At 67.0% G+C, this 13,022-nt stretch carries 11 protein-coding genes, 1 other RNA gene and 1 pseudogene; all 13 read right to left on the reverse strand.

Translation table 11 applies throughout. From position 1 onward, the window contains the following. Nucleotides 1-174 (reverse strand): transposase (locus HLH48_RS04275; RefSeq protein ID WP_182996276.1); only part of this gene is annotated, 174 nt, incomplete at its 3' end. Between the two features lie 59 nt (nucleotides 175-233). Continuing rightward, nucleotides 234-509, reverse strand: a pseudogene (locus HLH48_RS04280) (transposase); the annotation flags it as partial. 335 nt (nucleotides 510-844) lie between these two features. Then, nucleotides 845-1,531, reverse strand: a complete 687-nt coding sequence (locus HLH48_RS04285) for a TetR family transcriptional regulator C-terminal domain-containing protein (protein WP_182996277.1) — start codon at nucleotides 1,529-1,531, stop codon at nucleotides 845-847. 134 nt (nucleotides 1,532-1,665) lie between these two features. Beyond that, complete coding sequence (locus HLH48_RS04290) at nucleotides 1,666-2,916, reverse strand: M20 family metallo-hydrolase (protein ID WP_182996278.1); 1,251 nt, start codon at nucleotides 2,914-2,916, stop codon at nucleotides 1,666-1,668. A 46-nt stretch (nucleotides 2,917-2,962) separates the two neighbouring features. Next, entirely contained in the window at nucleotides 2,963-4,231 is a 1,269-nt protein-coding gene (gene preA / locus HLH48_RS04295; protein ID WP_182996279.1) for an NAD-dependent dihydropyrimidine dehydrogenase subunit PreA, read from the reverse strand. Then, nucleotides 4,231-5,589 carry an NAD(P)-dependent oxidoreductase gene (locus HLH48_RS04300; protein ID WP_182996280.1) on the reverse strand — a complete coding sequence of 453 codons (1,359 nt, stop codon included), beginning with the start codon at nucleotides 5,587-5,589 and terminating at the stop codon, nucleotides 4,231-4,233. The genes preA and HLH48_RS04300 overlap by 1 nt, the downstream gene beginning before the upstream one ends. A gap of 267 nt (nucleotides 5,590-5,856) precedes the next feature. Further along, a complete protein-coding gene (locus HLH48_RS04305) occupies nucleotides 5,857-6,021 on the reverse strand; it encodes a hypothetical protein (protein WP_182996281.1) in 165 nt (54 codons plus the stop codon). Nucleotides 6,022-6,211: 190 nt separating this feature from the next. Further along, on the reverse strand, nucleotides 6,212-8,743 hold the full coding sequence (mgtA, locus tag HLH48_RS04310) for a magnesium-translocating P-type ATPase (protein WP_182996282.1): 2,532 nt from the start codon (nucleotides 8,741-8,743) through the stop codon (nucleotides 6,212-6,214). A 27-nt stretch (nucleotides 8,744-8,770) separates the two neighbouring features. Continuing rightward, nucleotides 8,771-9,676 (reverse strand): MIP/aquaporin family protein, encoded by a 906-nt coding sequence (locus tag HLH48_RS04315; protein WP_182996433.1) that lies wholly within the window; start codon nucleotides 9,674-9,676, stop codon nucleotides 8,771-8,773. Between the two features lie 2 nt (nucleotides 9,677-9,678). After that, a complete protein-coding gene (locus tag HLH48_RS04320) occupies nucleotides 9,679-10,071 on the reverse strand; it encodes a VOC family protein (RefSeq protein ID WP_114725502.1) in 393 nt (130 codons plus the stop codon). Between the two features lie 53 nt (nucleotides 10,072-10,124). Then, nucleotides 10,125-11,789 carry a fumarate hydratase gene (locus tag HLH48_RS04325; RefSeq protein ID WP_246386877.1) on the reverse strand — a complete coding sequence of 555 codons (1,665 nt, stop codon included), beginning with the start codon at nucleotides 11,787-11,789 and terminating at the stop codon, nucleotides 10,125-10,127. A gap of 103 nt (nucleotides 11,790-11,892) precedes the next feature. Next, nucleotides 11,893-12,447 (reverse strand): SspB family protein, encoded by a 555-nt coding sequence (locus HLH48_RS04330; RefSeq protein WP_182996283.1) that lies wholly within the window; start codon nucleotides 12,445-12,447, stop codon nucleotides 11,893-11,895. Nucleotides 12,448-12,628: 181 nt separating this feature from the next. Then, nucleotides 12,629-12,969, reverse strand: a transfer-messenger RNA (tmRNA) gene (ssrA, locus tag HLH48_RS04335). Nucleotides 12,970-13,022: the final 53 nt, after the last annotated feature.

Genomic DNA, 13,022 nt, shown 5'->3' on the forward strand with positions numbered 1-13,022 from the left:
CAGCCGCCGATCTGGCTCGTCAATCTCCCGATCTCGGCTACGAGAGATCCATCGCGTCAGTGTCGATAGGCCGATCCCAAGATCTGCAGCTATCTCCCGTTTCGTCCGGCCGCTCGTCCGCGATAGGCGAACGGCCTCATCCTCAAATTCCTTCGTGAACCGCTTCTGTGGCATGCCCAGAAAACTCCTCTCTCAGTGTATCAGGAGCTCTCCACTTTTTCAGCGCAAGTCCAGTCAGCGTCGTTGCCGTCCTCATAACCCGCGGCGATCATCAGCATACGAAAGCGGAGGATCCCGTCGAGCGGATGCACGACACGTTCCGGTGCCCGCGGATCATCGATGCAGGCGGCCAGGCGCCGGGCCATGCCAAGACGCCGCTCGATCTCGCGCAGTGCCAGCAAGCCGCCGTCCGAGGACATCAGAGCTTCGTCGAAACGGGCCTCGATCGGCTTGCCGCAGACCGGTGACAGGCCGGGTAGAAAAGCGATAGGCTCGACAGTGGCGGGCATGGTGCGGTCCCGATCAGGTGGGTTTTGGTGTCGACACCCAAATCCTACATCAGATCAAGACGTTATGCCCATACCCGCCAACCATCATGCATAATCCGGGCTAGGGAATTTCGCCCTTTTGTTTTAATACATTATTACGAAAATAACAGTGTGATCTTGGCGAAACAACACGTGCGCGTGGCGGTCTGGTGTCGGCATCCGACCGGAACGCGCCTCGCCGCCCGGTCAACTCACCTCGCAGCGTCCCTCACCATGAAGTTGGACGCTCGGAATAGAGGCGAAAAACCCTTGTCGGCGGCATCGCAACGCCGCAAGCATTTTTCCGGCTATCCAACCTATATCTTGCCGGTCGTGGAAAGCAAATTCCCTGATGCCAACCGGCCACGCCGCTCAGGCCGAGCCCGCGCCTTCCGCGTTATCGGTGGAAACACCGACGAGACGAATGTCATGATAGTCGCAACGCCCGTTTCGAAATCGCTCGATGTCAAGGCCTCGCGCCCCAGGACCGCCTCCAGTTGAACCTGCATGTCGGAATAGGCCTGCGTCATCGACCACAGCAGGAACATGAAATGAACCGGGTTGATCGCGGTCATCACCCCTTTTTCCTGCCAGCATCTGAACACATCGGCCCGACGCGAGACATGCGCGCGCAGGTCCCCTTCCAGGAAGGCGCGTACGGCATGCCCGCCCGACAGCAATTCCTGCATGAACAGGCGTGACGCGGCGGGCCGGCTTTCCGAACTCGCCATCTTGAGGCGGATATACTGTTCCATCGCCTCGCGCGGATCGCGCTCGGCCACCAGCCATTCGTCGGCATCCGCCAGCCAGCGCGCCAGCAGGCGGCTGAGGGTGGCGTGGTAAAGTTCTTCCTTCGACCCGAAATAATAGAGGATATTGGCTTTGGGAATGGCGCAGGCACGGGCAATGTCCTCCAGCCGCGTGCCGGCGAAGCCGCGCGCCGCGAAGGTCAGTTCGGCACCGTTCAGGATCTGCGGCAGTGTCGCACGCCGCGGCGCACCCATCCGCTCGGACTTCGGGGGAACGGCGGGCGCGGCTGGAATTGTCCTGGGCACAGATCTGACCTGCTGCTGCGACAGACCACCTTATGGCAGCGGCGCAGCGTAGCGACAAGCCCCGGAGCCGGCGCCGGCAGGCGTCAGAACGCGGCGTCGGCTCGCAGGATCGCGCCCAACAGCACGTTGGCCCCCGCCTGGGCATCGGCCTGGGTAATGCTTTCCTCCTCGTTATGGCTCAATCCGTCCTTGCACGGTACGAAGATCATGGCGGTAGGGGCGACACGCGCGACATAGGCCGCGTCATGCCCGGGGCCGGAGACGATCGGGCGCGGGTCGAAACCCGCCTCACGCGCCGCGTCCGCCACCATGGCCACGCAGGCAGGGTCGAAATGCACCGCCGGCGCGTCCCAGATCGGCACGATATCCAGCGTGACGCCGCCAGCCTCCGCGATCGCGCGGAAACGGGCCTGGAACGCGGCCTCCATCGCCGCCACCACGCCATCGTCGGGATGGCGGATATCCACCGTGAAGAACGTCTCACCCGGCACCACATTGTTGCTGTTGGGTCGGTTCTCGATCAGCCCCACCGTGCCGACCCCCGGCGCGTGGGCGCGCGCCACTTCGGCCAGAGCCGCGATCATCCGGGCGGATGCCAGCAGGGTATCGTGGCGCAAGGGCATGGGCGTGGACCCCGCATGCGCGTCCCGGCCGCGTACCGTCACCTCGTACCAGCGCATGCCCTGCACGCCCGCCACCGCGCCGATCGTACGGTCCTCGGCCTCCAGGATCGGCCCTTGCTCGATATGCAACTCGAAATAGGCGGCGAGCGGATGGCGGCCACAGATTTCCTCACCGCGATAGCCGATGGCCTCCAGTTCTTCGCCAAAGCGCAGGCCCGCGCGGTCGCGCTTGTCCAGCACCTCCTGCTCGGTGAAAACGCCGGCGAACACGCCCGAACACATCATCGGCGGCGTGAAGCGCGAGCCCTCCTCATTGGTCCAGTTGATCAACTCGATGGGGTGACGGGTCACATGGCCCGCCTCGCGTAGCGCCCGCAGCACCGCGAGACCACCCAGCACGCCCAGAATGCCATCGAACTTGCCGCCCGTCGGCTGGGTGTCCAGGTGGCTGCCCATGGTGATGGGCGGCAGGCTGTCATCGCGGCCGGGACGACGCGCGAACAGGTTGCCCATGGAATCGCAGGACACAGCGCAGCCGAGATCCTCGCATGCCTTCACGAACCAGTCGCGCACCTGCCTGTCTTCCGCCGTCAGCGTCAGCCGCTTTATCCCGCCTTTCGGCGTGCCGCCGAACCGTGCCGTTTCCATCAGGTCGGTCCACAGCGCCTCGCCATCCACCCGCAGGTTGCTGCCGCCCGTCGCATGCGTCATGTCGATCTCTTTCCCAAATGACGTCGTGGCCGGCATCTCTCGCGGTTCAGGCGGTGACCCGGCTCGGATTGTTGGGATGTTCCCGCCAGGTCTGCATCCCGTCAACCGGCTGCGGCTCCATCGTGATGCATCCATCCACCGGGCAGACATGCGCGCAGAGATTGCACCCCACGCATTCGGCGTCGATCACCTCGTACCGTCGGTTCGCGCCGTCGCGCAGCCGGGCGATCGCCTGGTGCGACGTGTCCTCGCAGGCGATATGGCACAGGCCGCATTTGATGCAGGCATCCTGGTCGATACGCGCCAGGGTACGGAATTTGAGATTGAGATCGTTCCAGTGTACATAACGCGGAATGGCACGACCCGTCACATCGGCGACCCCGGCATAGCCCTTGCTGTCCATCCAGCGCGACAGGCCGTCGGCCATGTCCTCGACGATGCGGAAGCCATAATGCATCGCCGCCGTGCAGACCTGAAGCGTCGTCGCCCCCATGGCCAGGAATTCCGCCGCGTCGCGCCAGTCGCCGATGCCGCCGATGCCCGAAATCGGCAGCGCCGACAGGTCCGGATCGCGAGCGATGTCCCCGATCATGCGCAGCGCGATGGGCTTGACGGCGGGCCCGCAATAGCCGCCATGCGTGCCCTGGCCGCCCACGACCGGCATCGGCGCCATGGCGTCCAGATCGACCCCGATCACCGACTGGATCGTGTTGATCAGCGACACCGCATCCGCGCCCCCCGCCAGCGCGGCCCGCGCCGGCGCCAGGATATTGGTGATGTTGGGAGTCAGTTTCACGATCACCGGCATGCGCGTGTACTGTTTGCACCAGCGGGTGACCATCTCGACATATTCAGGAACCTGGCCCACCGCCGCGCCCATGTTGCGCTCGGACATGCCATGGGGGCAGCCGAAATTCAGCTCGATCCCGTCGGCGCCCGTTTCCTCGACGATCGGCAGGATGGCTTTCCAGCTCTCCTCCCGGCACGGCACCATCAGGCTGACCACCAGGGCGCGGTCCGGAAAGTCCCGCTTCACACGTTTGATTTCGGCGATATTCGTCGCCAGCGGCCGGTCCGAGATCAGCTCGATATTGTTCAACCCCGCCATGCGCCGCCCCTCATAGGTCAACGCGCCGTAGCGGGAACTGACATTGACGACCGGCGGATCTTCTCCCAGCGTCTTCCACACCACCCCGCCCCAGCCGGCCTGGAAGGCGCGGCGGACGTTATATTCCTTGTCCGTCGGCGGGGCAGACGCCAGCCAGAACGGGTTGGGCGAAGAAATTCCGGCAAAAACCGTGCGCAGATCAGCCATTATCCGTTCTCCTGCCCTGCCGCGCGCAACGCCTTGTCAATCGCCTCGGCCGCGTCGCGGCCGTCGCGCACGGCGGCCACGGTCAGGTCCTCGCCCGCGATGCAGTCGCCGCCGGCATAGATGCCGGGCATCGAGGTCCGGTATCGCGCATCCACCACGATCCGCCCGCCCTCGACGGCTATATGCTCGCCCTCGGCGTGCGCCGGCAGGAAAACCTGGCCGATGGCCTTCAGCACCATATCCGCCGCCAGCGTGAAGCTGTCCTCGGGATCATAGACGACATGCCCGTCAGCGCCCGCCCGGCCGCGCGCGAAGATAATGCCCGTCAATACACCATTTTCAGACAGCAGGCGCTCGGGCGCGGCCCACAGCCGCACGGTCACGCCGTTGGTCTGCGCCCATTCGCGCTCGACCGGTGTCGCGGACATATGTTCGATCCCGCGGCGATAGACCAGCGTCACCTCATCCGCGCCCAGCCGCCTGGCCTGCACCGCCGCGTCGACCGCCGTGTTGCCGCCGCCGATCACCACGACCCGGCGGCCCACCGGCACGTCCTTCTTGTCGTTCGAGCGCACAGTCTCGATGAACGAGACCGCGTCCATCACGCCGTCCAGCGTCTCGCCCGCCAGGCCCAGCGCGCGCACGCCCGCCAGACCCGTCGCCAGAAAGACCGCGTCATAGTGCCCGCCGAGCGCCGAGAGGGTGATGTCCCGGCCGACCGTCACCCCGCCGTGGAAGGTGATGCCGCCGATCGCCATCAGGAACGCGACCTCGCGCCGGGCAAAATCGTCCGCCAGCTTGTAGGCGGCCACGCCATAGCTGTTCAGCCCCCCCGGCTCCGCGTGCCGGTCGAACAGCGCCACGTCATGTCCGTGCATCGCCAGGCGGTGCGCGCAGGCCAGGCCCGCCGGACCGGCGCCCACCACGGCGACGCGCCGCCCCGTCAGCGGAGCGCGAACGAAGGGCTGGCCGCCATGATGCATCTGCCAGTCGGTCGAGAACCGCTGGAGCGCGCCGATCCGCACCGGCTTGCCTGTCTCCAGACCGTTATGGACGCAGGCCTGCTCGCACAGGATTTCGGTCGGGCACACGCGCGCGCACGACCCGCCCAGAATGTTGGACTCCAGGATCGTGCGGGCGGAGCCAGCCAGGTTTCCCGTCGCGATGGCCTTGATGAACCGCGGAATATCGATGCCGGTCGGGCAGGCTTCCATGCAGGGCGCGTCGAAGCAGTAAAGACACCGGTCGGCCTCAAGCGCCGCCTGCGGGCCTGTCAGCGCCGGATGCGCGTCCGCGAAATTCCGCGACAGCTCCAGTTCGCTCAGGCGGCCACAAACGATGTCCGGTGTCGCGGTCATGACAATCTCCGCCATTCGATCCATTGGCGATACGATAGGGCGACTCTGTCCGCAGCCGCAACCTTTTTTGACCAAATGTTCAAATTCCCGCGCGATCCTGTTGCTCGGTGGCGTCGCGCCCGTCGCCCGAACTGGATGCGCGCGCGACCGTCGCCGTGGCGGGTCACGTGCCCCGGCCCCGACATCACCGGCCTGATTGGTCCGCGCTTGGTAACATCACCCCCGCCGCCGAATCCAGCCTTTGCGAATAATGGCGCGACCCTCGCTTTATTTTCCGTCCTCAATGTCCTTCATGGTCCGTTCGAATTCGGCATCCGCCGCGTCACGGTCGGCTTTCGGACCTTCGTCATTCACGGCCTGATCGTCGATCCACATCCATAATCCGAACAGAACCATGGAGAGAATGGCCACGCCGGCGCCCACCAGTAGCATGCCTCTTTTCCTCTCCTGTCACCTCTTGAAAGGAATGAACGGGCCGGATCGCCCGAGGTCAAGACGATTCGGGCCCCGGAACGTGGCCGGACCGTCGTCCGCGGCGATCCGGGCTCGTCCAAGATCAGGAAAACCCTATAGAAATCCTGATTTTTTCTTAATCCAAAAAACGCATGGAAGCCATGTCCGCTCAATGCCCCCCGGCCGCCACGCGCTTCACCCATTGCGCCGCGAGCAGGTAGCCGGCCGTAATCCCTCCCATGCCCAGCAGCACGCCGGCTCCGGGCGCGGCGAAGCCGAACCAGCGGCCGGCAAGCGTAAAAGGCAGCGCCAGTGCCACGACCAGGGCACACAGGGCCGAGACCAGCAGCCACCGGTCGGGCGGCGTCCGCCAAGGCGCCCCGCGCGTGCGGATCAGGAAGACCACGAGGATCTGCGTGGCGATCGATTCCAGAAACCAGCCGGTGCGGAATTCTGGCGCCGCGACGTGAAAACCATCGAGCAGCACGACGAATGTCATGAAATCGAAGATAGAGGAAAGCGGCCCCATGATCCCGGCATAGCGGACGATCCCGCGCATGCTCCAACGCTGGGGCCGGCCAAGGTCGGACGGATCGACGGTATCGAACGGAATGCCGATTTCCGACAGATCGTAGAGGAGATTGTTGAGCAGGATCTGCGTCGCCAGCAACGGCAGGAACGGCAGGAACAGCGACGCCATGGCCATCGAGAGCATGTTGCCGAAATTGGAGCTGGACCCCATGCGGACATATTTCAGGATATTCGCGAAGGTCCGCCGCCCCTCGCCGACACCGTCGGCCACTACGTTCAGGTCCGGCGCCAGCAGGATCATGTCGGCCGCCGCCCGGGCGACCCCCGTCGCGCCGTCGACCGACAGCCCGACATCGGCGGTGCGTATCCCCGGCGCGTCGTTGACGCCGTCGCCCAGAAACCCCACGGTCTCGCCCCGGGCCTGCAAGGCGCGCACCACGCGCACCTTCTGGTCGGGCGTCAGGCGGCCGTACAGATCGACACCCTGCACGCGCGCGGCCAGGGCGTCGTCGTTCAGCATCTCCAGGTCCGGCCCGGCCAGGACGGCCGTTTCGGTCAATCCGACCAGGCCCGCGACCCGCGCAACCACCAGCGGATCGTCTCCCGACAGGATTTTCACGCGCACGCCGGCCGCCGCCAGCCGCTTCAAGGCGGCTGCGGCGCTCGCCTTCGGCGGATCGGCGAAGGTGCAGACCCCCTCGAAGATCAGGTCGGAATCGTCGCCGGGCTCCAGCGTGTCGACCTGGGCGGCACAGGGCTTCGTCGCGACCGCGACCGCGCGCAGCCCCTGGGCGGCAAGGCCGCGCAGCCGGGCCGCGATCGCGTCGCGGGCCGCGTCGTCGAGCATGATCGCCCCCGACCCGTCCCGTTGCCGGTCGCACACCGCCAGGATCGCTTCCGGCGCGCCCTTGCAGATCAGCAGGCGCTCCCCCTCCCGCGCCGCCAGGACCGAGCCCCGGCGCAGTTCATAATTGAAGCCGATCCGGCCTTGCGCGGTCCACCCCTCGGCGGCCTGGGGCGCGGCGGCGGCGAGCGCGCCGTCCATGGCGCCGCGATCGCCGGCAAGCGCGGCGCACAGGCCGGCCAGCATCGCGATATGCGGATCGTCCGCGCCCCTGGCATCGAGGCTGCCGGCCAGCACGATCTCGGCCGATGTCAGGGTGCCCGTCTTGTCGGTGCAGAGAACCGTCATGGCGCCGAGATCGTGGATCGCGGTCAGCCGCTTGACGATCACCCGCTGCCTCGCCATCCGCACGGCACCGCGCGACAGGGTGACCGTGGTGATCATCGGCAGCAGTTCCGGCGTCAGCCCGACCGCGAGCGCCACCGCGAACATCAGGGAGTCGATCAACGGCCGCCCGAACAGCAGGTTGACCGCCAGCACGGCCACGGACAGGACGCCGGCCGCGCGCGCGACGACCAGCCCAAGGGCGCGCAGATCGCGCTGGAACGGCGAGGGCGCGGCATCCTCGGCCAGCACGGACGCCACCGCGCCGAACAGGGTCTTGCCTCCGGTGGCCACCGCCAGGGCCGTCGCCTCCCCCGTTTGCACGATCGACCCGCGAAACAGCGCGTTGGTCGCCTCGGCGGGGGCGCGGGACGCAATGATGCCGGGATGTTTTTCCACCGGATAGGGCTCGCCGGTCAGCGCCGCCTCGTCGGCGGTGAAGCTTGAAACGTCCAGAATCAGGGCATCGGCCGGAACCACGTCGCCGACCCGCACGCGAAAGACGTCGCCCGCTACGATGTCGGCGGTGGGAATATCGATGAACCGGCCATCGCGCCGGACCTCGGCCGTCAGCGCCACCGATTGCTTCAGCGCGTCGGCCGTCCGGGCCGCGCGGCCTTCCTGGATCGCATCGAGCGCGATCGACCCGACGATGATGGCGGCGATGATGCCCGCGCTGGTCGCATCGCCCATGGCCGCCGAGACGGCGGCGGCGAACAGCAGCAGCAGGATCAGCGGCTCCAGAACCCGCCGGGCGATGGCGACGGCCGGCGAGATCCGGCGCACCGGCCTGTCGGTATTCGGGCCGTCGGCGGCCAGGCGCGCTGCCGCCTCATCCGCCGTCAGACCCTGCGCGCCGGACGCGAGGGCGGCGAACGTCGCATCGGGCGGCCGCATCCAGAAAGGCGTGGAAGATTTCGTGAAGCCGGCCGCGTTCTCCATCCCCCCTCCTGTTCCCGCCGCGCGGCTTTATGGCGCGGGCGTGCCCCGCCGCCGCCACGGCAGCAGATACGGCGCGCGGCCATGATGGCCGAAATGGGCCACCCGCGCCTCGCGCAGTTCGATCGCTCCCAGAACGCCCAGCCGCACCAGCGCCACCATCAGGGCCGCGCCGGCAAAAGGGGCCACGCCATAGATCCAGAAGCCGCGCCACTGGCCGGAGAACAGCGCCGGTCCCAGGCTGCGGGCCAGGTTGGTGCTGTCGCCCGACAGCCAGGCTTCGAACGGATTCAGCAGGAAGAACAGCGGGCCGGCCACCAGCGGCGTCATCCAGCGCAGGCGGGCGGTCCCGCCCGTGAACAGCAGGCTGCCGATCAGCAGCGCGGTGGTGCAGATCTCACCCGCGAACGCCCAGCTCAGCGGCACCAGATCCGAGGGCAGGGTGGCGGAGAAGTGGGTGACGCGCGCCCACGCCGCCCAGCGCGGCCAGGTCAGGCCCGCCAGCGCCACCAGGCCGGTGCCGAGCACGGCGCCCGCCAATTGGGCCGCGACGTAGCCCAGCATGTCCCGCCAGGCCAGGCGCCCCATCAGGGTAAAAGCCAGGGTCACCGACGGGCTGACATGCCCGCCGCTGACCCGGCCGAAGGGCGAAAGCGCCGCGAGCGTCCCGCCCAGGCCGAAGAACAGTCCCTGCAAGGCGACCTGCAACGCGGGATGGGCCGCCAGCACCCGCCCCACCGGGCTGCCGGCCGCGCCCAGCAGGATGTTGGTGGCGACGCCGAAGACCATCAGCAGCGCGGTGCCCGCGCATTCGCAGGCATAAAGACGGGGATGGATCAGCCAGTCGGGATGCGGCTCGCCCGCCAGCGGCCGGTCATGCGGACGGGGATAGCGCGACGCCGGATCGGCCGCCGGGGAGGAAGCCGTCCCGGACACGATCAGCCCTGGTATGAGGCGATCTCGACCAGATTGCCGTCGGGATCTTCGCAATAGACCGAGGTGACGGGCCCCAGCGCGCCCAGCCGCGCCACCGGCCCGTCGGTGACGCGAACGCCGCATCCTTCCAGATGCTCGACCACATCGCCGCTGGAGACGGCGGTGATGAAGCACAGGTCGTTGGTGCCGGGCAGCGCGTCGGTGGCCGTGGCCCAGCCCTCCGCCCCATGGGGGCGGAGATTGAGCTTCTGGCCGCCGAATTTCAGCGCCGTGCGGTTGTTGCGCCCATACTCCTCCCGCTCCATGCCGAGGACCCGCTGATACCAGGACGCCGAGACCTCCAGGTCGCGGACGGTGATGACGACATGGTCCAGCCGATCGACGGTAAAGCGCATGGAACGGGGATCTCCTTATAGACGGAAGCCGAGCGGGCGCGGCGCCCCCGGGCTCAGCCCGTCAGACCTTCATAGAAATCATTGCCCTTGTCGTCGATGACGATAAAGGCCGGGAAATTCTCGACCTCGATCTTCCACACCGCTTCCATGCCCAGTTCCGGATATTCCAGGACCTCGACCTTGCGGATGCAGTCCTTGGCCAGCCGCGCCGCCGGGCCGCCGACCGAACCGAGATAGAAGCCGCCATATTTATGGCACGCCTCGCGCACCGCCTTCGACCGGTTGCCCTTGGCCAGCATCACGAACGAGCCGCCGGCAGCCTGGAGCATATCGACATAGCTGTCCATGCGCCCGGCGGTGGTGGGGCCGAACGAGCCGGTGGGCAGCCCGTCGGGCGTCTTGGCCGGCCCGGCGTAATAGACCGGATGGTCCTTCAGATAGTGCGGCAGGCCCTCGCCGCGTTCCAGCCGCTCGCGGAACTTGGCGTGGGCGATGTCGCGCGCCACGACCATGGTGCCGGTCAGCGACAGCCGGGTCTTGACCGGGTACTGCGACAATTGCGCGCGGATCTCGGTCATCGGCCTGTCGAGGTCGACCTGCACTTCCTCGCCGCCCAGATGCTCGTCGGTCGTCTCGGGCAGGAAGCGCGCGGGATCGGCTTCGAGCTGTTCCAGGAAAAATCCGTCGGCCGTGACGCGCGCCTTGATCTGCCGGTCGGCTGAGCACGATACGCCGATGCCCACCGGCAGCGACGCGCCATGGCGCGGCAGGCGCACCACGCGCACGTCATGGCAGAAATACTTGCCGCCGAACTGCGCGCCGATTCCCAGCCCCTGCGTCAGCTTCAGGATTTCCTGTTCCATCTCCAGGTCGCGGAAGGCGTGGCCCTGCGGGCTGCCCTGCGTCGGCAGGGTGTCCAGCCACTTGGTGGAGGCCAGCTTGACCGTCTCCAGCGTCTGCTCGGCCGACATGCCGCCGATCACCACGGCCAGATGGTAGGGCGGGCAGGCCGAGGTGCCCAGCGTGCGCACCTTGACGTCCAGCCATTTCAGCAGGTTTTCCTTGCTGGATAGCAGGGCGCGGGTTTCCTGGAACAGGAAGGTCTTGTTGGCCGAACCGCCGCCCTTGGCGACGAACATCAGGTCCATCTGCTCGGCATGATAGTCGCCCGGCGTGGCCGAGATATGGAACTGCACCGGCAGGTTGGTGCCGGTATTCACTTCCTCGAACATCGACAGCGGCGCCATCTGCGAATAACGCAGGCTGGTGCGGGTGTAGGTGTCGTAGACGCCGCGCGAGAACGCTTCCTCCTCGTTGCCGTCCACCCACACGCGCTGGCCCTTCTTGCCGTAGACGATGGCGGTGCCGGTATCCTGGCACATCGGCAGCACGCCGCCGGCGGCGATGCAGGCATTCTTCAGCAGGTCCAGCGCCACGAAGCGATCATTGTCCGACGCCTCGGGGTCTTTCAGGATCCTGGCGAGCTGCGCCAGATGGCCGGGGCGCAGCAGGTGCGCGATCTCGTGGAAGGCGCGGGCGGCGAGTTCGGCCAGCGCGTCGGGCTTGACGTGCAGCACCGTGCGGCCGTCGCACACCGTGGTGTGGACCCCTTCGATCTCCAGCCGCCGATAGGGCGTGTCGTCGTCGTGAAGTGGAAAGAGCGGGCCGTATACGAACGGTTTCAATGGAGGCTTGGGGGGGGTGGATGAGGCGTTCAATGGATGATCTCCCTCTGTGTGCCTGTCTCCCCCGGATTGGTTCCGGGTGGTGGCGATGCACGGAGAGCCCGGCCGCATCCGGGCCCCCCGGATGGTGTCGGGTTCAGCCCGGACCGGATCCCTTCTTCCGGAAGGCGGCCAGGCTGACCACTTGTGGCGAGGCCGGCGCACCCTCGGCGGGCGCCTCCGCGGCCTCGTCGGCCTGGGCCGCGGGCTCGGCGGCGACGGGCGCCGCGTCCTCCTCGGCCGCCGGCTCGGGCGGGGTGAAGCGCAGCGCGAGCCGGACGTGCGGGTCGGCGAAGGCGGTCACGGCGTCGGCGGGAATGACCAGGATCGATCCCACGCCGCCGAAGGACAGGCCGACCGAAATGGTCCCCGTGTCCTCATCCACCTTCAGGTCCCAGAACTGATGCTGGAGCACGATGGTGATCTCGTGCGGATACTGGGCGCGCAGCCGGCTGGGCATGACCACGCCCGGCCAGTCGGTGCGATAGGTAAGATAGAAATGATGCCCCTCGGGCAGCCCTTCGCGACCCACATGCTCCAGCGCGCGCAGCATCACCGCGCGATACGCGTCCTCGATCCAGGACTCGTAGGGCAGAAGGCTTTCGGGGATCATGGCGTCGAAACCGTTTTCCTCGTCGCGTTCGTCGGACATGCGGGATACTCCGTACCGTCCGGCCGCTCCACGGGGAGCCGGCCGGGCCATGATGGCCGTGTGGGTCGCGCCACGCCCTGCCACAGCATTCAGCCATGCGTCAAACCGCATGGCGGCACAAGAGCCGCCATAGCAGGTCAGACATCACAACCAGAGGAATAATGCCATGATCGGGCGAGGAAGTGGGAGGGCTTCTGTTGCCCGGTGCCCTCCCGAACCGCGCTTGTCACTTATGCAGCGACAGCGAGCACCTCAGAGTTATCGTTGGCACTTGTAAGTTAGCCCGATAACGGCGGTACAATGCCGGGCAAAAGGCAGGTCTTTACCATGCGTGTCGAGCCTGTTTCGTCCCCATGCTCTCCTGCCCCGAAGGGTCATGGCGGAGAGATGACCTGGTGGAGACGCCGGGTACTGCCCCCGGGTCCACTACACTTATTCCACGTGCCGTTTATCGCCATAGCCAAGGAGCAAGCCCCTCCGGCACCGGCAGATATAGGCAACGCGCACCCGTCTGGCAAGACGCACGCGCGGATGGCGGCGCGCGGGGAAACCTGTTCTTATCGGCGCCGAGACTG

Origin of the sequence: Gluconacetobacter sacchari (assembly GCF_014174255.1) — a bacterium.
In the GTDB taxonomy this organism is placed as follows: domain Bacteria; phylum Pseudomonadota; class Alphaproteobacteria; order Acetobacterales; family Acetobacteraceae; genus Gluconacetobacter; species Gluconacetobacter sacchari.